Genomic DNA, 22716 nt, shown 5'->3' with positions numbered 1-22716 from the left:
AATCAGTAATCAGTAATCAGTAATCAGTAATCAGTAATCAGTAATCAGTAATCAGGGAGGAACTACATTTCTTGAATGATTATTGTCTTTTAAGTCAAAAAATTCGTAATTCTAACATATTCTTGAATGAAAATTTTTATTTATTTTTTTATCTCATTCTCTCTCATTTCTTTTTCAACCTTTGCCCAAGAAAAAGGACAAGCCAATGATATGTCGGAGGAAGAAGAAAAACTAGAACTCCCACGCAAAAGTTCTATTTCAACATTGATGCAGGAAATCGGACTAACAGAGTTTTATGTTCGTTATAGTCGCCCAAGTGTGAAGGGAAGAAAAGGCGATATTTGGGGAGAACTTGTGCCTTATGGCAAAGTTTGGCGAGCAGGTGCAAATGAGGCGACAACTATGGAATTTTCTAGTGATGTAAAAATTAATGGAAGACCATTGAAGAAAGGAAAATATGCTATTTTTGTTATTCCACAGAAAAGAGGAGACTGGACATTTATTTTCAATACGGCAGTAGATTCTTGGGGAAAAGAGGCATACGACTCTAAAAATGATGTTTTGCGTGTCAGTGCGACTGTTGAAAAATCAAAATTTCAAGAAACTTTAGCGTATGATTTTGATAAAATATTGGAAAACGAAGCTACTTTTATTTTGCGTTGGGAATGCAAATTAGCAAGAATTACAATCCAAGTAAATACAGTAGAAGAAGCCAAGAAAAATATTGCAGAAGCTATTTCAAAATATCCAAACGACTGGCAGGTATTAGTACGTAGTGCAGGATATTACAAAAACGAAAAAATAGAACTTCGTCAAGCACTAGACTGGGCAAATCAAGCTATAAAACTCAAAAATGACCACTACCTTCCCTACTGGGTAAAAGCTGAAATATTAGCCTTAGGAAATGACTACAAAGGAGCAATAGAAAACGCAAAAAAAGCATTAAAAGTAGGACAAGACGATGCCAATTTTATTTACCAAGAGACTATTCAAGCACAGATAGATACGTGGATTCTGAAATTAAATTAATGACGTAAAAAGCATTTATTCCAACTTATTAAAGACATAAACAAAAACTTTTTGTAATAGAATCCGTTTATCTAGGTACAGATTTTGCTAAAAAGGCGATTGCCTTTTATTTTTAATAGCATTCTCTTGCTTTTTATCTTACACATTTTTTTAACTTATTTCTTATGAATTACTTCCCATTTTACAAGAGATTTTTTCTTCTTACATTTTTACTCGCCTTCTTATTTCTTACTTTTTCATCTTGTAAACGAGACAAATTCGGACATACTACCGAAGAAATAGATATTGCTTACCTCATCCCAGAAGCTGAAATAGATACAGAAGAAGCTGAAATTTGGATAAAACAACTCATAGATGCCAAGCAAAGTGAGCTTTACTTTCCAGATTCTTTTGCTAGAAGTTTTTTGAAAGAGCAGTTGTATTTATTTTATCAGAAAAATAACTTTCAACCTGTTTGGTACTCTGCCACTACTGTTCTTCCTCATACACAATCTCTGATGGGCTACCTTAAAAGTGCAGGTTCGGAAGGACTAAACGAAGATGCTTATGCACTTGCTGATATAGACGAAACACAAACTGCTTTGTTGGGAACAGATGGAGATTATGACTTGCCTAAGCTCATGAAACTTGACGTTTTCACAACAGCTATGGCTCTCACTTACTTAAATCATATTAAGGCTGGTAGAGTCAAGCCAGATGAAGTAGGAGATGAACTAAATATTTGGCTAGAAGACTATCATCCTGCTGATTTTGTAGATGTGCTTTACAGTGCTACCCAAAACAATACATTTGATGATATTATCAAAAAGGCAGAACCTCAATACGAACTCTATGCAAAGCTAAAAGAAGCTAGAGAAGAGTATAAAAAAATAGTAAGAGAAGGAGGTTGGGAAAAAATTAATATTGAAAATTATAAAAAGATTAAAATAGATAGCACAGAAGAGTTTAACCGTCATGAACTTGTTCCTACTATTAGAAATATATTGAGCAAAACAGGAGACCTACAACTTACAGAAAATGATGCTTCTGATACCTCACAAGTATATGATAAAAAACTACAAGAAGCTGTCAAAAATTTTCAAGAACGCCATACTTTAGAAAGAGATGGAGTAGTAGGAAATAATTTGCTTAAAGAACTGGCTACTTCGGCAGAAACAAGATTAGAGCAAATAGAACTCAATATGGAACGTATGCGCTGGCTCAGAGATTCTTTGGGAGATAGCTATATTATTGTGAATGTTCCTTCGTATTGGATGCGTTTGTACGATTATGGAAAACGAAATTTTGAAACCAAAGTAATGGTAGGTCGTTCTTTTCACGCTACTCCTCTCTTTGTAGATACAATGAAATATGTCGTGATGAGTCCGAAATGGCATGTTCCTGTCAGCATTGCCACCAATGAGATGTTGCCTAAATTACGTCGTGGAGGTAGCTATTTTTCAAGGAATAATTTTAGTATTTATCAGCGCACCAGTAGTGGAGTAAGAGAAATTAGTCCAAGTTCTGTAAATTGGAGTAATGTAAGCAATATGGGTAATTATTCTATCGTACAAAATTCGGGAGCAGGAAATGCACTTGGTAGAGTAAAGTTTATTTTTCCAAATGCAAACAACGTTTATATGCACGATACACCTTCTACCCAGTTTGACAAAGCAGATAGAGCCTTGAGCCACGGTTGTATTCGTTTGCACGAACCAGAAGCATTAGCCAATTATATTTTAAAAGAAAAACCAGAAACATGGACTCCAGAAAAAATACATGAAACGATGTATGGTGGAACGACAACTAATGTTTACCTAGACAGGCAATGGGTTGTTCATATTGTCTATTGGACAACGTGGGTAGATGATAATGGAAAAGTTCATTTTTCAAAAGATGTTTATGGTTATGACCAAGCACAGAAGGATATTTTAGCAAAGCGTGATAAAAACCTAGAAGAATGGATGCAAAAACGTTCTAAGGAATTTAGTGTCTTGAAAAAAAATGAATTAGCAATGAAATAAAAGCATTCAGTGTAAATGATTATCGGTGAGATACCGACAATGGCGAAAAGTTTAGCACATTGAAACAGAAGCATTTATTCTAAACTAAACAATCTTTATAGTAAACCTCAAGAGAATTTATTTTCTTGAGGTTTGTTTTTTTGTAACTTTATAAAGAAGTTGTTTAATGCATTCTGCTTGGACTCACTTCTTCGTCAGTATATGCTGACGAAACGGTAAGCACAAGATGGAATCTTGCGCTAGAAAACCATCCTTAAACAAGTTCAAAGTTTCAATTCTTTAATTTTACTCAAATGCCAACTATCTATCCACCTTCTTCATTAGAAATCCCCTCAACCCATAAAAGTATTTTCTTAGCAGGCAGTATTGATATGGGAAATGCTATCGATTGGCAACAAGAAATCATTGATAATTTTGAAGAAAATCCAATGTTACATTTTTTCAATCCACGCCGAAAAGACTGGGATAGCTCTTGGGAACAAACCATTGAAAACACCTATTTCAAAGAACAAGTAACGTGGGAACTAGACGCACTAGAAAAAGCTGATTTGATTGTCTTTTATTTTGCTCCCACTTCAAAAGCTCCTATCAGTCTGTTGGAATTAGGACTTTTTGCCAGAAAAGAAAATATCGTAGTCTGCTGTCCGAAAGGCTATTGGCGAAAGGGAAATGTTGATATTGTCTGTGAGAGGTTTGGTATAAAACAAATAGAAACTCTAAAGCATCTGATAGAAGAAATAGAAAAAATAACTCATTGAAACAACAAGACCTACATCTTTTCAGATATAGGTCTTATTTTTATTTCTTGCTATCTAAAAAATTATTTTTTGTCTTTTTTAGGAGCTGGTTTTTCTGAACGTTTTGCAGGTGTTGGTTTAGAAGGTGTTTGTTTACCTTTCTGCGTGTTCGGAGTGTTTTCTTTCTTTGACATAATAAATAGAATAATAACAGATAAAAATTTGCCTACTCTATGAGCTTTTCGGCTACTGCTCCTCTATTTTACATCGTACAGGTAGATGTTCTGATTTGCAAATCTGATAGTATAACGCAAAGGCAAAAAATAAGTTGTTATTTGGACGAAAAAAATCAATTATTTTTTTACTTTTTTTCTACAAAAGAATGTATCTCACTGAGAGCTTGTAAAGCTCCTGTATCAATGCCAATATGTGGAGGTTTTATCTTGAAATCCTTTGGATTAATACGAACTACATTTGCCTTATATTTATTTTTTAAAAGACGTGTTTTCATACGAACAGCCTGCACATGTGGTCCTGAACCTATTTCAAAAACAATAATATTCTTTCCTTCATTGGCTTTCAGAAAGGTTTGAAAATTTTGTTCCTGTGCCTTTGTACGTGTATTGACAAACGTATCATCTCTAAACATATAGACATTTGGACGAGCCATTACCTTCGAATATGGACACATCGGAAAACGATTGTCATAAATTCCTAGGCGAATAACTTTGCCAGTCAGCTCAGTTTTCCAAATCTTATTAGAAAGTTTTGGGTTACTACTTTGAAAGTAAGCTAGTGAACCGTGTAGTTCTCTAATTTTTTCTTCCTCAAAACCAGCTTTCTGAAAGTGAGAATCTATATTTGAGGTAATGACAAAATAGTCTAAATTAAATTTTTCAATCCATTCTTTCAAGATATAAAATCCTTGATGTGGCTGTGTATTTTCATATTCTTCCATTCGCTTACCAAACAAATCCCAACTATACGCAGGGTTTTCCAAAAAAGCAGCAGGATTGACGGTTTCAAAAACTGTTTTCTCCGTTTCGGCTTCTACTTGTCCCCATTGTCCTCCTTCTTCTCCACGGTAGTCTGCCAGTCCAGAATCTACGCCCATTCCAGCCCCTGCCGTAATGACGAGGGCATCAGCTTCTTTGAGCCAGTTTTTGATAGTTTGTAAGTCTTGTGTTTTCATTTTTTATCAGTTTAGAATTTGCTGTGTATCTAATAGAAATATTTTATATTGTTAATAATTTTAACAAATGTTCATTAAAGTTGCAACTATTTTTTTTATCACTGCGTTGCGATAAAATAAACAAATTAATTCATAAATAATACAGAGATGAATAACATAGAAGAAATATTAGATAAAATATCTGAACAAAGTACAACACTAGTAGAAAGTATTTTAAGTGCAAATAAAATAAATCTCTCTAACTCTAATTTAAGTAGACATTACAGTAACAATGTGGATAAGTGGCTCATAAACTTACAAAGTCAAATAGATAAAAATCCTCGTAAAATGTCCATTTTACTTCAACACCTGTGGATGAGCAACTTTACTGTTAAATTTGCTAATGATTTTCAGCATATTAAAAGCTTTGAAATAAATAACTGGAGTGCTAAAGAAAAAATAGATTTTATCTCTCAAACATTTGAAAACTCTTATCATTATTTCATCTTAATTCTATTATCACAAGAAAATTGTAATACTTGCGACTTATATGATTCTTGGTACATTATAGAAAAAGCAATACAGAATAAATGGAGATTAGATGACAAAAAAACTTCTGGTAAAAACTGGATAATATCAGAACTGAAATTGTTTGATTTTTACGCAGGGGATATACTAAGACTTAGGGTGATTAGAAATCTGAATTCACACAGTAATATTATTATCAGAGATGAAGTTATATTATCACTTGAAGAAGATGAAACACAGGATATAACATTAGAGGTTAATCTTCTTACTAATTTTCTTATGGATGTTTTAACTGTAGGATTACACTTCACATACAAATTGATAATAGAAAAGAGTGCTTGGATTTATCCACTAACAGTACTCTATTTAGAGAATGAATCTAATATAAAGAAAGGGAATTTCGAAATTTTAAATAAGAAGGAAAACGAATATAGACTTTTTCTAAAAGATAAACCCAATTTAAGCCGTACGTTAGACTTCTGTTTTGAATTCAGAGATACGATTCTGTCATTTATAGATAGAAATTTTGATAAAGACAAGATGAAAAGTTTGGGAATTGATAGCGAAGATTTATTTTTAGGACTTCTAGGTTTGATATTCCACTACACTAGTATAGGTATTTGGAGAATTTTGTACAAAGGTACAGTAGATAAATTGCTTGAAGAATTTGGATTTATAGTGGACAAGAAAAAAATATCTAAGCTACACGAAAAATCTTTAAAGAAAATTCCTAAAAACTTTTTTGAGTATTCATTACTAATGAAAAAAATGATTTTAAGGCAAAAATTATCAAAGAACGAAGTAGCCTTGAAAAAAATAATTGCAAAGCCTAATAGTTCGCCAAACCTTAGTTTGTCGTTTGCAAAAAAAATTATGACACAGATGGTTAAGAAAGACACTAAAGTTGCATATGGTTTTTTATTATTGTTTATAATATTACAGATAGGGCTAAATATTGATGATTTTGATGGAGCAATTTCAAAGCTAGGTACAGATTAATTTTTATAGCAACTATTATTTACCCCTCCCACCCTCCAATCTATCAAAAATAGCTTCAAAAAGCTCCGAATTAAAATAAGGGACAGCAGCAAACAGATGGTCAAAAATATCAAAGATAATTTTTTCATACTCTGCCCTCTCTTTTGTATCAAAACGTATAAATCTATATCTCTTAGTCAAAAAGAACTTAATTTCGATACGTTTTTCTGATTCATAGTAAGGTCTGCTAACAATACTAGCATTTTTTTTTTACCTTTGTGAATTGTTTATTTATGGACAGTAAATAATCCTAAAAAATTGCCTGAAAACACTATCAATCCCTTTTAATTTTATCCCTTATCTTAAAAACTTAAACACACATATCAGAATGTATAAAATTAGTTTAAAAATAACTACACTTGTGTTAGCCTGTGTAATGTTTACAGGTTTTGCTCGTGCCGATGAAGGCATGTGGTTGCCTATGCTTGTCAAACGCTTAAATGAAGCTGACATGAAAGCAAATGGCTTAAAGCTAACAGCCGAAGAAATTTATAGTGTAAATAACTCTAGCCTTAAAGATGCTATTTTTGGCTTAGGGTATGGCGACCCTTCTTGGAACTTCTGTACTTCAGAAGCTATCTCTTCAAAAGGACTTTTACTAACCAATCATCACTGTGCTTTTGATATGATTCAGAATCATAGTACAGTAGAAAATGACTATCTAACAGATGGTTTTTGGGCAAAAACAATGGCAGAAGAACTTCCAAACAAAGGAATTACAGCTTCTGTACTTGTAAAAATGGAAGATGTAACTGAGCGCATCAAAAAAGAGCTTGATGGACTTAGTCTTGATGAGCAAGCAGAAAAACTAGAAGAAATTAAAGCTCAAATTATTGAAGAACACACAAAAGACACCCATTACAAAGGTTATATCAAAGATTTCTTTTTTGGAAATGAGTATTACCTTTTTGTATCAGAAGTATTTTTAGATGTTCGCTTAGTAGGTGCGCCTCCTTCATCTATTGGTAAGTTTGGTGGCGATACAGACAACTGGATGTGGCCACGCCATACAGGAGATTTCTCTTTGCTTCGTATTTATGCAGACAAAGACGGAAAGCCAGCCGAATATTCTACTGACAATGTTCCTTTGCAGCCTAAACACTCTTTACCTGTTTCGATGAATGGCGTAGAAGAAGGCGATTTTGCTATGGTTTTTGGTTTCCCTGGAGGAACAGAGCGTTTCAAAACTTCTTATGGATTAGATGTAGATTATGCTGTTACAAATCCTGCTCGTATCAAATTGCGTGAAAAAAGACTTTCTCTTATGAAAGAACAAATGGACATAGACGATGCTACTCGTATTGCTTATGCTTCAAAATATGCTTCAATTAGTAACTACTACAAGTATTTTATCGGACAAAATGAAGGTTTAAAGCGTTTGAAAACAATAGATAAGAAAAGAGAACAAGAAAAAGAGTACCAAAAATGGGCAGATGGCTTGGATAAGCAAGAGTATAGTAGCGCACTTTCTCGTGTTGAAAAAGCCTATGCAGGTTCGACAGATTATATGCTTTGGAGTGCCTACTGGCAAGAAGCATTCTTTGGAAGTGAAATCGTACAGTTTGGTTTGAATTTCAGACAATTAGATATGGCTTTAGCTGGTGGAAATAGTGAAGAAGCTGATGCAGCTATTGAAGGTCTGACAGCAAAACTGAAAGAAACTACTAAAAATCACTTTGAAGAATACAATGCAAAAGTAGATAAAAATGTTACTGGTGCTTTATTGGGAATGTTTTACAACGACATCAATGAAAAATATCATCCAGAGATATTTGCAACAGTAGCTAATGAATATGGAAAAGATTTTGACAAATATGCTGCTTATCTTTTCGAAAACTCTATTTTTGCCAGTGAAGAAAAAGCTATTAAGTTTTTGGAAAATCCAAATTCAGAAGTGCTTTCAAAAGACCCTGTAATGGAACTCATTCAGTCTGTAATTGCTAAATATAGAACTATTGCACCTCAACTTATGGCTGCTAATCAAGAAGTTGAATTAGCTATGAAAGACTATGTTGCAGGACTTTTAGAGAAAAACAAAGACAAGAAATATTATCCAGATGCAAACTCTACATTGCGCCTCTCTTACGGAAACGTAAAAGCCTACTCTCCAAAAGACGGTGTTAAATATCAGTATTATACTACGTTAGAAGGAGTGGCTGAAAAGTATGTTCCTAAAGACGATGAGTTTGATGCACCAAAAGAGCTTTTGGACATGCAAAAGAATAAAAACTATGGTAAGTATGCTGATAAAGATGGAAACTTGCGTGTAGGATTTATTACTAACAACGACATCACAGGTGGTAACTCTGGAAGTCCTGTTATTAATGGAAAGGGAGAACTTATCGGACTTGCCTTTGATGGAAACTGGGAAGCTATGACAGGCGACTTAGTGTTTGATGAGCAGTACAAGCGTTGTATCAACGTAGATATTCGTTACGTACTTTTCTGCATAGACAAACTTGCTGGTGCAACTCGCCTTATTGATGAGATGGAATTGGTTTCTACTAACAATCATAAGCACGAGTGTAAAAAAGAAAAATGCAAGAAGAAAGGAAAATGTGTGTGTAAAAAATCATAATTACAAAAAAAGCGATACTAAAATTTTAGTATCGCTTTTTTTATTGAATTTTTTAAGCTTCAAGAAAAATCAAAACCTATAAAAGAAATAAATCAGACCTTCTAACGAAAGTCTGATTTATTTTTAAGTTGTTCTACAACTTATAAGTTATAACTTGAGAGTTAATTACATACCAGGGCGAATAGAAAGAACTTCTTTCTTATTTTCTTGATAACGCTCTTGGCATTGCTTTACAATCTCTACGGCTTGTTTTTCATCTTGCCAATCTTCTACTGACACTTTCTTTTTTTCTAAGTCTTTATAAACTTCAAAGAAGTGTCCAATTTCTTTCAATAAGTGAGGATTTACATCTTCAAACTTATGAATACTATTCCAAATTGGGTCGGATACAGGAACACAAAGAACTTTTGCATCAGGACCTTTCTCATCTGTCATATTAAAAATACCAACAGCACGTACTTCAATCAAACAACCTGGGAAAGTTGGTTCAGAAACAAGCACCAAAACATCTAGTTCGTCGCCATCTAAAGCAAGCGTTTCTGGCACAAATCCATAATCGCTTGGGTAGTGCATAGAAGAAAAAATCATACGGTCGTAACGAATCATACGCTTTTCAGCATCGTATTCATACTTATTTCTACTTCCTTTAGGTATTTCTACAATTACATCGAAGGTAAAGTCATTCTGTTCTGCCATTATTTTTTTATTTATAATTAATATAAAATGATTACTATTTTTTCGGTGTGTTCCTCTTTTCAAATCTTAATTTAATAAAAAGGGAGTGCAAAGGTAGTTTTTTTAGTGTAATTTATCAACTTCTAGGCAAAGTTATACTTTACAAATTCATTAAAATTATCTTCCTATCATCACAAAAGCTCCCCAATATATTGGGTCTGCATAGTTCGGATTCTGACGTAGCTCTCGTTTTGCTTCTCTGATAGCAACTCGCTTATCTTGTGTTTCTTTCCATTTTTTATAGAAAATTTTCATTAACTCTTGTGTCGCATCATCATCTACTTTAAACAACGACATCAGAAGCGCATCTGCACCAGCTATCAAAAAAGCACTTTGCAAACCATATACTCCTTCTCCTACTTTGGTTTCGCCACGTCCTGTTTCACACGCACTCATTATGACAAGTGGAGAATTGAAATTAAGCGTAGCTACTTCAGAAGCTGTCAAGATACCTTCATCTCGGTTATACTCGTGAACACTTCTATTCTGTACCATATTTCCTCCTGCTTTAAAAAGAAGTCCAGAACGCATATAAGGGTCATTGTATGTTCCTAAAGCTGTCGAACGCTCACGTTCTTCCCTAGAAATGTCTTCTTTAAATACGCCATGTGTTGCAATATGATACACTGTATTCTCTCTAGCACTCAAATTTTTCATTTGATTTTCTTCAGCATTCTCATTCAGATAGGTAGTTACATTTTTATTTTCGCCTTTTAATTGTGAAGAAATAATCTCTACCTCACGTTCTGCTCCCAGCAATGTTGGATAACTCTGTGCGCCTTGATAATCTACATAAAAGAGTGGGTTTCCAAACAAAACAAAATTATTAGGAAAAACATTATTGACTTCCTTTTCTACAATTTGACGTGTACTGGTAAGCTGAGAGATAAAGTAGTTATCTATAACAAAATCGCTTTCGCCCATTCTGAATGTTTCGACATTGAGCTGATTATAAACTCCATCACAAGCAAGATAAATTTTACCTGCATCTTTTGCTATCTTGTCGCCAATAGGTTTCCAGTATATGTCATACGAATCATAATCTTCTAAAGAAAACTCCACTGTATTTTTATAATACTGCAAATCTCCGTCTTCCATTTTATTCCCATTCGGCATTTTTGCTAGTTTGATTTGTCCAGAAGAAGGCAAAACCAAAGCAATATAATTTACACTATCTGTAAAGTCTTTTTCAAACTGACGATAACGAATAATTTCGACAGCATATTCTTTATTTTTCAGATTTTTCTGAACATCTTTCCAAGTGATTGCCTCTTGTTGGGTGGCTGCTGCAAAATCAGAAGACTGGCGAGATAGTATCTTTGATAAATCTTCAATTTCCTTTTGCAAGCTACGAACATCTATATTTTCTTGTTTGAGTTGTTCTGGGCTTAGTGCCAAAGCAGAGTTGAGTTGTATCTTTTTCACTTGCCATTTTTCAAAATTTACACGAAGCGTATCGTCTGGACTTCGTTTATAAATTTCGTTACGCAACTTTTGCGACTGACCTAATAAAATTCCTTTTGTAAGGAGAATATTATCATACAAATCTTGTAATAGCTTTTTCTTTTTAGGTTGTAATTTGACAACAAGATGTGTAAAAAACTCAAAATCTGGACGAATCTGCTCCCAGTTTTTTGCTTTTTCTCTATCACTAAGTACTGCAAAAGTAGTGTTTATATACTCTTTGTGTTTGTCTAATACCTCACTCAAATATTTTTCTGCTCGCTTATAATCATTTTTTACGTAGTACATACGAGCAATTCGCCCTAGCACTCCTACATATTTCGGATGAACTTGACTAAATACTTTTGAGTATTTTTTACGAGCATCTTCATAAAATTCTTGTGCCGTTTCAGGATTATTTTGTTGAATTTCCAAATCTCCTAGCAATACATTTATTTCTGCCAAACTTACCAAAGATGCCGATGGTATTTTTTGTAAGATAGATAATGCTTTTCCTAGTTGGTCTAAAGCTGTTTGAATGTCTTTGTGAGCAACATATAGCTCTGCCGAAGTTTTCAAAAAACCTGCATATACTGGTGTATTCTCTCCTAAATTTTTTATTAAGGTCTTGTCTGCCTCTTCTAATTCTTGTGTTACTTCTTTCCAATCAGCATCAGAATAAAAATTAATTTTAGCAAGTTGAATCAGTGTGTTTGCCCTGTCTAAATGGTCTGCTCCTAATACATCTGTTTTTATTTTTAGTGCTTTTTGGGCAAACTCTTGTGCCTTTTCATAATCTCCAATAGCTAGATTATAATCTGCTAAAAGACTTAAACTTGTTACGGTACGGATAGAATTATCACCAAAAATATTTTGAGCAATAGATAGAGCTTTGTTGGCAAACTGCTCTGCCTCTACGTATTTTCCATTGGCAAAGGCTAAATTCGCACTCTGATTATACGTATTTATTAAAAAACGGCTGTCTCGTCCATATCTTTTTTCTTTTTCTGCAACTGTTTCTATCAAAAGCTGTTCGGCTGCACTAAAATCTGCCGTTTCTATGTAAAGAAAGGCTAATTCTTCGGCAGCACTAGAGTTAGCAATAGACTGGCTAGAACGGCTAAATCTTCTTTCAGCTTGGTTCAATAATTCTTCTGCACGGTCGTAAAGCCCCATCGTTACGTAATAATGCGCTGCTGTTTCCAATGCTTTTGCGTGTTCGAAGGCTAAAGAAGGATTGTACTGCTTATCATATATTTGTAGCATCTGAAAAACTTGTGCATCTACTTGCTTATAATTACTTTGTTGCATATTCAAGCGAGCAGCAACTTCTAACTGAGCAGCATAACGAGGATGGTCTGTACCATATCTTTTTTCAATAATTTGTAAGGCTTCTTTAGATTTTTCATTGGCTTTTTCAAACTCATCGTTTGCCATATAATAGTCTATCCAATCATTTAAAGAGCTGAGATAGATAAGACTTTGAGGTTCTACAAAGTTTGTCAGTTCTTTCATATGAAGATTGTAAAGCTCTCCTGCTCTTTTAAATTTCTCTGTATAATTAAAATAAAACTTTGCTAGTTTTATATTAGCAAGATGATAGCCTAATGTTTTTATACCGTGGATACGAGCATGAGAAGCCACCCACTCTTCCATAAGTTTTCCAGCTTCTTCATAATCATCAGCTGCCAAACGAACATAATAAATATCTTCTATGATGGCTAAACGCCTTTCTGTATCTTTTGGGACAAGTTTGGTATTTTTATACATATCAGTCAATAATCTAAGCGACTGTGCATAACGCTGATTTTCATAGTTCCACATAGCATCAGCTTGAAGTGCAATAGAATATTGCAAATGTCCTGTACCATAATATTTTGCTGCATTGCGTTCTAACTCCCAACGCTGTCTAACGTTTTGAGTATTGTACTGTATGTTTTGAAAAATTTTTGGCTTTAAAGAAAACCCTTGTTTTTCTATACTTTGCTGAATTACGAAGCCACTATTGATGTAGTAATCTATGAGTAGAGTATGTAGTTTGATATAATCTTTATGCACAGTTCCGACCGTTCTTTCAGCACGGTAGAGCGTTTTTTCTAGTAGCTTTCTTATTTTTTCTCTCTCACCTCCATTGTCTATCATTAACTGAATTTTGACATATTGATTTCGGACGTAGGCAAGCTGGCGAGTAGAAAGTTCCGATTTGATAAACTCATCTGCTTGCTCTACATATTTTCCTGCTTCTACATATCTTCCTGCCAAACGAGCAGCATCTGCACGAAGCGATATTGCTTGGACATAATCTGTTTTTTTGCGATTTTTTTCTCTTTCTGAAAGTTTGCGTGTTTGAGTCTGTTTGTTTGCATCGCTATAAAATTGAGCCTCATTAGCGATTAAATTTTTCCTAACACTTATCAAATCTTCTATTTGGTTATCCAACAGATTTAGGAAATTACCTCTTTGAAAATCGATAAGCACTTGGGTATAATACACCTCTGAAAGAATATACTCTTCAGTAGGTTTTTCCCCCAATATTTTTTTAGCTTCTGTTAAATATGTTTCAGCTTGCTGAGTAAAAGAATATTCAGCATAATATTTTGCAGCCTGTAAAAGAGCCAAGCCATGTCCTTTTCCATTCTCTCCTTGTTCTTTACGATGTTCTATAAATTTTTTTACTGTATTATGGAAATTTGTAATCTCTCCTGTTGCTTCATAATATTTAATAAGATATTTTTCTATTTGAGTGGCTATATCCTTTTTTCCTCTTTTATTGGCTTTCTTATACAGTTTTTCAGTTTCGGAAAGTGCTTTCTTATAGTCTCCATCTTCAAAATAGTGTTCAGAAATTTCTAAGTTTCTCAATAGCTGTTTTTCTGCTCCATCTCCTTGTGCAAAACTAGAAAAAGATAGAGTAGAGATAAGCAAAAGTATAAGTAGTGTATTCTTTTTTAGCATAAAATTATTTTCTTGATTTTGTTGAGAATGAGACTCTATTTCTAAAGTACTGGATGTTGAAGTAAGTATCGTCAGTCAGACACCGACAATGGCAAAAACATATACCAAAAAATGCCGTTGTTGGTGTTTTATTGTAGCGACACCACCAACTTTTTTATATCATGTCCAGCACTCTATTTTTTTTCATTCTAGCAAACCGTTAGTATCTTATTTTCACTTAAAGTTAGTGTATTTATATCTAAACTAAAGCGTTCAGTTATTTTCAGATTTATAGATACATCTAAATTACAAAAAATAATTATATAGAATGCCACAGCTTATTCTGTTTGTGATATATTTGTCTATTTATGCACTTTAACTTCTAATTCTTTATGTTTTATTTTTTATCCAAAACGCTTTTCTATTTTCTAATGCCTATCACTTGGATAACACTATTTTTACTAATTGCTGTTTTTTCTAAAAAATGGCGCACAAAATCTTTAAAAATAGGCGTAGTATTATTTCTAGTGGTTACGAATCCTTTTTTAGCTAATGAAATGTATTTGCTTTGGGAAGTTGCTCCCACTCCTATAAAAAAAGTAGAAAACTATCAAATAGGAATTGTCTTGACAGGAATGAGCAACTCAGGAAAAGAACCAAAAGATAGAGTTTATGCACAAGCAGGCATAGATAGGCTTTTACAGGCTATACGTTTATACAAAGAAGGAAAAATAAAAAAAATTTTAGTAGTGGGAATGTCTGAAGAAATAAACCTTACTACTGGAGAAGAAAAACTACCCAAACGCACCTACAAATATAAAGATATGCTCCAAGATATGTGCATTGCAGAAGAAGATATTTTAATAGAATCATTATCTAAAAACACCTATGAAAATGCGCAGTTTTCTGCTATTTTTTTAAAGGAAAAACTAAATTATCAGCCAAATAATAAAAATCAGATTTTAGTCATTACATCTGCATTTCATTTGAGAAGGGCTTTAGGTTGTTTTGAAAAAGCAGGTTTGAAAGTAGATGGGTTTTCTACGGATTTTATGGCAAACGAAAGAAAGAATATGCTTACTCTATTAAACCTAATTCCTACTGAAGATGCGATGGCAAAATGGGGAAAGATAATCCACGAAATTGTGGGCTATATTGTTTATGATATTACAGGGAAATTATAAAAAAAGGTAGAAACAACTGAATCCTGTCCCTACCTTCATATTTTCTAACCGTAAACGAGGACTAAAGCCGTCGTTTAGAATATTTTATTTATCGCTTCAAATTGATATTTGTACAGTTTTCAGAATAAATATCATATTTCAAAATAGACATAATTGCCAAAACTTCATCGTTAGGATGCGATTTAGCAACCAAATCTCCTTGTGTTCCATCGTCTGCAAGTCTAAAGATATCTCCTGTTTGTGTCCAACTATACATATTATCTCCTACTCTAACAGTGCGCTTTCCTCCTTTTCCATCTGGGTTTTCATAAACAAATTCAAAGTTACTTACCATAGTAGAATAGTTTTTTCCACTCGGAACAATCGTCTTTACTAAGTAATTTCCAGAATTAATGCCTGTACTAGATTTATAAAGTTCACACGAACAAACACCCTTGATGCGCTCGTCTTCTGTTCCAATCACTGAATAATGAGCTATTTTCCACTCTCCAGTACGCTTGTCGTTTCTAAAAACCATTGAAACCGTTTCTGTTCCCTTCGACCAAATCTCTTTATTTTTGGTAATTTCATATTCAACTAAATAAACAATGATTCCTATTGAGCCTCTTACATCGTTTCTCAATATTTCTGTTACATCATAATTGATTTTTAGACCGTCGGTACGTACAATTTTGGTAAGGTAACTATAAAAGCCTTCGTAATCGCTATTCAGTACAGAACCTCTGTCTGAAATATTAAAGGTTACGAGCGTAGAAGTAACATCTTTTGCCATGTGCTGCATAACAGCCTTAACATCTTTTGTTTCGCCTAGTTTTGAGTAAGCAGCAGCAAACTCCATTAGATTTTTTTTGATAATTACTTCGGCAGCTTTGTCTCTAGCTTTTTGTTTTTCTTCTTCACTTATTTTTCCTTTTTGGGCGTATAAGGTTGAATAAGACAGAGAAAGTACCATTAGCAATAAAAATTTAGAAAAAATGGTCTTGAAGGTTTTCATTGAATAGAAGGAAAAAAATGAATATATCATAAGAATATAAAAATAGGTTAAATTAAAGGGATTAACATCGATTAGGGAATCAATGTTTTTTCATTGCATATTTAAGATTGAGTAAATAGTAAAGTTAAAAATAACTTTATTTGTATGAAATACTTGTTTTTCTAGCTGTTTTTAGATAAAAAATCTTTGAACATAGGTAGTTTTACAAGAATTAATCCAACTGAACTACTTTACATTTCATAGTTTTTTAAAGTTACTGAGTATCATATTTTGACTTTCTTTGATTAAGATAGAATAAAGTTAGTTAAACTATTTTTGAAATAAATATTTCTATGAAAAATGTCCGTTCACAGAACTAAAGTCTATTTTTGTCTAAAAAGCATAAGTTAAACAAATTTGTAGTTCGATAAGGTTGTATTATTGCAGAGAAAGATGTAAAATTGTAAAGGTGTTTATAAAATTGTATATTTATAATTGGTTTAAGATAAAACACAAATCAAGTAAAGCTATATTTTGATTTGTCAAACTCCTTTTTAGTAGGATTCGGAAGACAAATTTAGAACATAAATTAATCAAAGCAAGACGCATGTCTGAACAACTATCTCCTATTCAGGTACTTATTGTAGATGATGTTCCGAGTAATTTATTTACTCTAAGGGCATTATTGGAAGAACATTTTGAAGAAATTGAAATTGTAGAGGCAAATTCGGGTATTGAAGCTCTTGAGGTTTTGATGCGTGAATCTATTGACCTTATTATTTTGGATATTCAAATGCCTGAAATGGATGGTTTCCAAACAGCAAAACTTATTCGAAGCCGAAAAAAGACAAGAAATATTCCGATTGTTTTCCTTACAGCAGCCTACAAATCAGAAGAGTTTAAAGAAAAAGGTTTTTCATTAGGAGCAACTGATTATCTTACCAAGCCAATTGACGATTATCAGCTTACAAGCCGAATCAATGCCTATTTGAGCATTATAAAGCTAGAGAAAAACCATAAATCAGAATTAGAAAGAAGAGTAGAAGAGCGCACTTCCGAACTCAAAAAAGCCCTCTCACAGATAAAAGAAACTAATCTCAAACTAGAAAGCACACTTAGCAAACTAAAGAATGCGCAAAAGCAAGTAATCGCACAAGAAAAACTAGCTTCTTTAGGAGAGCTAACAGCAGGAATTGCGCACGAGATAAAAAACCCATTGAATTTTATCATCAACTTTTCAGAACTTTCTAAAGAGATGATTAGCGAACTCAACGAAACCTTTACCAAGTTTAGTAACAGTATTGTTGATGGCGTATTAGAAAATATTTCGCAAGATGATGTAGAAGATATCACAGATATTCTACAAAATCTCAATGAAAACTCTGAAAAAATCCACGAACACGGAAAACGTGCTGATAGCATTATCAATAACATGCTTATGCACTCACAAGACCGAAAAGGAGTTTATCAGAAAACGCATATCAATACGATGTTGCAAGAGTATATCAGTTTGGCATACCACAGTACAATCAATAACTACAAAGGTTTTGCTGCCAAAATAGAAACCAATCTTGATACGAATGTAACTGATATAAAAATTATCCCACAAGATTTAGGACGTGTATTTTTAAATGTTGTGAGTAACTCTTTGTATGCGCTCTACAACAAAAAACGTAAGTTAGGAGATAGTTTTGAGCCTATGCTGACCGTAACCACTATCAATCATGATGATAATGTGGAAATTATTTTTAGAGACAACGGAACAGGCATTTCACAAGAAATGATGGATAAGATTTTTAATCCATTTTTCACCACCAAACCAGCAGGCGAAGGGACAGGCTTAGGGCTTTCTATCTGTTATGATATTGTCAGAAATATCCATAAGGGAGAGATTCAAGTGGATTCGAAAGAAGGAGAATATACAGATTTTAGTATTTTCTTGCCTAAGAATGTAGAATCAGAAGAAGGTGAAGAAAATGAAAGCGTGAAAGTTTCGGAGAAATAACATGGTAATGTAAAGTTACTACAATTCTATTTTTCTTTTTATATTAAGCACTAGTAAGAAAGATGATTTGATAAAATTGGTTTATTTGAAATTTAAGCCGTTTAACTAACAACTTTTTAGCTTATATGGCAATATCAAAAAAAGGTTTACGTACTATTATTGTAAATGATAAAAAATATCATTGGAAATTCAATGAGAAAGTTTTTATTGTTCCAAGTGAGAATGAAGATAATCTTTTAATAGTTGATTTTGGCTGGTATGATGTATTAGAGCCTAGTAGAAAAAATGCACAAATAGATTTTTATCCTAAAATTGCTACACCAAAGTTTGTAGAACGTTCTATTTTATTTGCTGTAGATAACGAGTGGAATGAAGAAATTATGGAGTTAAAATATAGAGAAGGAAACTACAGTTTGATTAAATAAATAACTAAAACTTCACTGACACACTTTTTGGGATACTCCCTTCTTTCAAATTTCTACTATTTTTATATCCTGCTCAATACAATACTTTCTTAACTTTTGTATTTTTTCTTCAAAATCAGTATAGGTCTTGATAATACGTTTTGGGGGAATATCAATCCAACGGCTGTGTGTTCTATATTCTTCAATACCTTTATTTCTAGTAATCATCCGATTTTTTTCAGAGAGAATAAAAATAACATCTACCTTAACACCCTTCTGAATCAAATATACTAGCTCCTCCAAATAATAAAAAGCATCTTCTATGTGTATGTTATGGTCAAACTGATTATCAAATACAAATTTGCATACACAGTCTAAAAATACCTCTCGCTCATCAAACATTGAATTGTAATCACAACCTAGTTCTGCTTTTTCGAAAGTTTGATAGCCTTTAGTTTTTTCAGAAATAGAAAAGTCTATTTTTTCCAAAAACAAACTAAAGGCTACATTTTTTCTGTGGGAGGAAAATAATGAAGGAGTATTCATTTGACAGATTACATTTCACGAACTGTTGTATCAGTACTTACTGGTTCTTCTTTTTCTTGCTGAGTATCTTGATTTTCTGTTTCTGTATTAGAATTTGTTCGACTATCTTCTTTGTTATTTCTTAACTCATTATTTTTCTGTCTAATCACATTGGTAATAAAATATTTTGTATCTCCACGCCACGCAAACGTACGATACCTTTCTACGTAAGAAATTCGGACACGCTCTCCAGTTAGGGCAGCGTCTTTCAAGTCTTCAATGACTTTGGTTTGGTCATCTTCTACCGAAAATTCAAACTTTTCTATGGTATTTCCTTGGTCATTGAGGTTCATTTCGCCTTCCCAAGTTTTGAAAAGATACCCTCTTTGGCTTACCTTAATAACTACTCCAGCTCTGTCGCCATTACTAAACGTGCCAAAATAAATAAAGCTACCTACTCCAAAAAATAAAAGTAAAATCACTGCTATTGTAATGAGTGATATAGATTTTGCTCTGCTCATTGCCATATTGATAAAATTTTAAAAGTGTTATGATAAAAATAAATTTGATTGTCGTGTGGAATGAATCGTTGGCAGGGACACCAACAATGGCTAAAATGATTCCTTTAAGATAAAAACGTTTTTAGCATGAATAAGTTTTTTCTCTAAAAATCACTAATATACACCATTTCTCCATTCACATAAGTTTGTAAAACATGGGTATTCCTCAAAAGGCGATTGTCTGTATTCATAATATCAGTATCAATGATAATAAAATCAGCAAACTTTCCAGCTTCAATGCTTCCTTTTTCGTTTTCTTCGAAAGCTGCATGAGCTGCCCAAATAGTCATTGCCTTTAAAGCTACTTCACGACTAACAGCATTTTCCATTTGAAAACCCTCTTTTGGATTTCCTAAGCCATCTTGCCTAGCCACAGCAGCATGGAAAGTAGCAAATGGATTGACAGCTTCTATCGGAAAATCTGTTCCAAAAGCTATCATATTGTTTTGTTCATAAAGTTCTCTGTATGTGTAAGCGTGGCGAACACGAACCTTCCCTAAGCGAGTTTCTACCCATGGCATATCCGAAATAGCATGTGTAGGCTGAACCGAAGGAATAACTTTAAATGTTTTGAATTTTTCTAAATCATCGTGATGAATCACTTGTGCATGTTCAATACGCCAACGTAAATCTTTATTTTTGTTTTCTTCTTTTCCTAAAAACTCGCCATACAAATCTAAAAATATACGATTAGCAGAATCGCCGATACAATGTGTATTGACTTGAAAGCCTTTGCCTGCAAATTTTTTGATAAGCTGTCTGTATTCGTCTGTACTTCTCCACATTGCTCCATAGGCTGTTTCATCGTCTGAATAAGGTTCTAACATTGCAGCACCATACGACCCCAATGTCCCATCAGCAAAAAGTTTTAATGCTCCTGCGTGCAAACGTTCAGTTTTGATAGTTCCTTTTTCTAAAAAATATTCTTGATTTTCTTCTGTTGGGTCAATCATCACATAAATACGCAATTTTAGAGAACCTTCACGGTGCATAGTGTCTAATAGCTCAAACATTTTCTTATCCATCAGTGCATCGCCTACTGAAGTTACACCATTCTGAAAGCAGGTTTTTTCTGCTCCTTGAAAAGCTCTTTTCATTTCATCTTCTGTTACTGGAGGCATTTTTTCTGTGGCTAAATTGATAGCTGTTTCATACAAAAGTCCGTTAAGCCCTTTCAAACCTTTCTCTTTGTTTTCTTCATTTTCTTCATACTCTCCCAAAGTTCCTCCTTTTGGCATTTTAGAGTATTTCGTAATTCTAGCTTCTGAAAGTGCTTTCTGATTTACTAAAGCTACATGTTCGTCTATTCGCTTTAAAAATACTGGAATATCTGGAAAGGCTTCATCTAATAACTCTTTGGTAGGCAGAGTGGCTGGTGTCCAATTATTCTGATTCCATCCATATCCTTTGAGCCATTTTTTATCTGGATTTGATTCTCTATATTGTTGTAAAATAGAAATTACTTCTTCTAGTGATTTTGCCCCACTTACATCAGCTTCTTCTAGCTTTTGTCCGAGCCAATACAGATGAGCATGTGCATCAATAAGACCAGGTAAAACATAATTTTTTTGAGCATCTACAATTCTTGGACTTGTATATTTTTTCAGAATTTCTTTACTCTTCCCCACTGCTACAAATTTTCCATCACGAATAGCAAAGGCTTCTTTTTGAGAAAACTTTTCATCTACAGTATAAACATGAGCATTATGGACAATCAAATCAACGACTTCTTTGGAAGAGCAAGAACTAGACATAATTAATAGTAAAAGAAATAGTGTGATATAGTGAGAAAAAAAAGATAAATGTAATTTCATAGTTTGATTTTCTTTAGCAAAATAAGTGGAAACAAGACGACAACTAAACTAGACTACTGGATATGAGATAAAAAGTTGTTGGTATCGCTACACGAAAACACCAACGAACAGTATTTTTTCCTATTCTGTGCCACACAGAAGAGAAAATATCTATTGATGTCCAGTACTCTACAACTAAACAAGTTTCAAACGACTATCAAAATTAGCTAATTTTAATCGTTTTTTGTTGCTTTTTGGTAAGACAGTTTGTGAGTTATATATTTTAGCGATAAAAATCTATTTTCAAATTCTGTAAATCTAAATTCTAAGTTCTACCTTTGCAGTATGGAAAACACAGAAAACTCTACATCGCTTTACCTTGTTCCGACTCCTATTGGAAACTTAGCAGACATTACATTACGAGCTTTAGAAACACTCAAGAAAGTAGATGTAATCCTTGCAGAAGATACACGCAAAACAGGTGTTTTGTTAAAACATTATGAAATAAAACAACCTCTACAAAGCTATCACGCTCATAATGAACATCATACAGTTCAGAAGTGGGTAGAACAGATGCAAGAAGGAAAAACGATTGCTCTTGTTTCTGATGCAGGAACGCCAGCCATCTCTGACCCTGGTTTTTTGCTTGTGCGTGAAGCCTTGAAAGCTGATTTACAGATAGAATGTTTGACAGGGGCAACAGCTTTTGTTCCAGCATTGGTAAAATCTGGCTTGCCGAGTGAGCGTTTTTGTTTTGAAGGATTCTTACCTCACAAAAAAGGTAGAAAAACGCATTTAGAAACCTTAGCCGAAGAAAAAAGAACTTTTATTTTGTACGAATCTCCTCACAGACTTCTCAAAACTCTTACACAACTTGCTGAATTTTGTGGAAATGATAGAAGTGCCTCTGTTTCTCGTGAACTGACAAAAGTATATGAGGAAACTAAAAATGGAACACTAGAAGAACTGATTACTTATTTTTCAGAAAATGGAAAGGTAAAAGGTGAATTTGTAATTGTGGTGGGAGGAAAAAATTAATAGTTTTTGATTACATTTGAGTAAAAACAACTTCAACA

17 protein-coding genes are annotated in these 22716 nt (G+C 33.4%); 9 read left to right on the top strand and 8 right to left on the bottom strand.

All coding sequences use genetic code 11. The features are described 5' to 3' along the window. Positions 1–126: 126 nt before the first annotated feature. The 3 genes from QZ659_RS12010 to QZ659_RS12000 all read left to right on the top strand — a co-directional run bounded on the left by QZ659_RS12010 (position 127) and on the right by QZ659_RS12000 (position 3790). Positions 127–1029, top strand: a complete 903-nt coding sequence (locus QZ659_RS12010) for a DUF2911 domain-containing protein (RefSeq protein ID WP_291726064.1) — start codon at positions 127–129, stop codon at positions 1027–1029. 164 nt (positions 1030–1193) lie between these two features. After that, on the top strand, positions 1194–3032 hold the full coding sequence (locus QZ659_RS12005; RefSeq protein WP_291726063.1) for a L,D-transpeptidase family protein: 1839 nt from the start codon (positions 1194–1196) through the stop codon (positions 3030–3032). A 293-nt stretch (positions 3033–3325) separates the two neighbouring features. Beyond that, positions 3326–3790 carry a nucleoside 2-deoxyribosyltransferase domain-containing protein gene (locus QZ659_RS12000; protein ID WP_291726062.1) on the top strand — a complete coding sequence of 155 codons (465 nt, stop codon included), beginning with the start codon at positions 3326–3328 and terminating at the stop codon, positions 3788–3790. Positions 3791–4130: 340 nt separating this feature from the next. Here the strand turns inward: QZ659_RS12000 and QZ659_RS11995 are convergent, their stop codons facing one another. Continuing rightward, the gene (locus QZ659_RS11995) at positions 4131–4961 is read right to left on the bottom strand and encodes an SIR2 family NAD-dependent protein deacylase (RefSeq protein ID WP_291726061.1); all 831 of its coding nucleotides are present in this window, start codon (positions 4959–4961) and stop codon (positions 4131–4133) included. 147 nt (positions 4962–5108) lie between these two features. Between QZ659_RS11995 and QZ659_RS11990 the strand changes: the two genes are divergently transcribed. Then, on the top strand, positions 5109–6467 hold the full coding sequence (locus QZ659_RS11990) for a hypothetical protein (protein ID WP_291726060.1): 1359 nt from the start codon (positions 5109–5111) through the stop codon (positions 6465–6467). 15 nt (positions 6468–6482) lie between these two features. Here the strand turns inward: QZ659_RS11990 and QZ659_RS11985 are convergent, their stop codons facing one another. Continuing rightward, a complete protein-coding gene (locus QZ659_RS11985; protein ID WP_291726059.1) occupies positions 6483–6647 on the bottom strand; it encodes a hypothetical protein in 165 nt (54 codons plus the stop codon). 187 nt (positions 6648–6834) lie between these two features. Between QZ659_RS11985 and QZ659_RS11980 the strand changes: the two genes are divergently transcribed. After that, positions 6835–9084 (top strand): S46 family peptidase, encoded by a 2250-nt coding sequence (locus tag QZ659_RS11980; protein ID WP_291726058.1) that lies wholly within the window; start codon positions 6835–6837, stop codon positions 9082–9084. A gap of 165 nt (positions 9085–9249) precedes the next feature. On the opposite strand, the gene QZ659_RS11975 is transcribed toward QZ659_RS11980, so the two are convergent. Together QZ659_RS11975 and QZ659_RS11970 are read right to left on the bottom strand one after the other, a co-directional pair. Then, positions 9250–9780, bottom strand: coding sequence for an inorganic diphosphatase (locus tag QZ659_RS11975; protein ID WP_291726057.1), 531 nt, complete (start codon positions 9778–9780; stop codon positions 9250–9252). A 156-nt stretch (positions 9781–9936) separates the two neighbouring features. After that, positions 9937–14217 carry a CHAT domain-containing protein gene (locus tag QZ659_RS11970; protein WP_291726056.1) on the bottom strand — a complete coding sequence of 1427 codons (4281 nt, stop codon included), beginning with the start codon at positions 14215–14217 and terminating at the stop codon, positions 9937–9939. Between the two features lie 371 nt (positions 14218–14588). On the opposite strand from QZ659_RS11970, the gene QZ659_RS11965 reads away from it, so the two are divergent. Beyond that, the gene (locus QZ659_RS11965) at positions 14589–15380 is read left to right on the top strand and encodes a YdcF family protein (protein WP_291726055.1); all 792 of its coding nucleotides are present in this window, start codon (positions 14589–14591) and stop codon (positions 15378–15380) included. A gap of 88 nt (positions 15381–15468) precedes the next feature. On the opposite strand, the gene QZ659_RS11960 is transcribed toward QZ659_RS11965, so the two are convergent. Further along, positions 15469–16332: a nuclear transport factor 2 family protein gene (locus QZ659_RS11960; RefSeq protein WP_291726054.1), complete on the bottom strand. Its 864-nt coding sequence runs from the start codon at positions 16330–16332 to the stop codon at positions 15469–15471. 628 nt (positions 16333–16960) lie between these two features. Between QZ659_RS11960 and QZ659_RS11955 the strand changes: the two genes are divergently transcribed. Together QZ659_RS11955 and QZ659_RS11950 are read left to right on the top strand one after the other, a co-directional pair. Continuing rightward, positions 16961–18358 carry a response regulator gene (locus QZ659_RS11955; RefSeq protein ID WP_291726053.1) on the top strand — a complete coding sequence of 466 codons (1398 nt, stop codon included), beginning with the start codon at positions 16961–16963 and terminating at the stop codon, positions 18356–18358. 125 nt (positions 18359–18483) lie between these two features. Then, positions 18484–18783, top strand: a complete 300-nt coding sequence (locus tag QZ659_RS11950; RefSeq protein ID WP_291726052.1) for a hypothetical protein — start codon at positions 18484–18486, stop codon at positions 18781–18783. A 45-nt stretch (positions 18784–18828) separates the two neighbouring features. Here the strand turns inward: QZ659_RS11950 and QZ659_RS11945 are convergent, their stop codons facing one another. The 3 genes from QZ659_RS11945 to QZ659_RS11935 all read right to left on the bottom strand — a co-directional run bounded on the left by QZ659_RS11945 (position 18829) and on the right by QZ659_RS11935 (position 21661). Continuing rightward, complete coding sequence (locus QZ659_RS11945; protein ID WP_291726051.1) at positions 18829–19308, bottom strand: hypothetical protein; 480 nt, start codon at positions 19306–19308, stop codon at positions 18829–18831. An 8-nt stretch (positions 19309–19316) separates the two neighbouring features. Continuing rightward, positions 19317–19814, bottom strand: coding sequence for a hypothetical protein (locus QZ659_RS11940; RefSeq protein ID WP_291726050.1), 498 nt, complete (start codon positions 19812–19814; stop codon positions 19317–19319). A gap of 137 nt (positions 19815–19951) precedes the next feature. Continuing rightward, positions 19952–21661 (bottom strand): amidohydrolase, encoded by a 1710-nt coding sequence (locus QZ659_RS11935; protein WP_291726049.1) that lies wholly within the window; start codon positions 21659–21661, stop codon positions 19952–19954. Between the two features lie 324 nt (positions 21662–21985). On the opposite strand from QZ659_RS11935, the gene rsmI reads away from it, so the two are divergent. Then, a complete protein-coding gene (gene rsmI, locus QZ659_RS11930) occupies positions 21986–22678 on the top strand; it encodes a 16S rRNA (cytidine(1402)-2'-O)-methyltransferase (RefSeq protein WP_291726048.1) in 693 nt (230 codons plus the stop codon). Positions 22679–22716: the final 38 nt, after the last annotated feature.

Origin of the sequence: Bernardetia sp., assembly GCF_020630935.1 — a bacterium.
Taxonomy (GTDB): Bacteria; Bacteroidota; Bacteroidia; order Cytophagales; family Bernardetiaceae; genus Bernardetia.
This window is presented reverse-complemented; position numbering and strand designations above follow the sequence as displayed.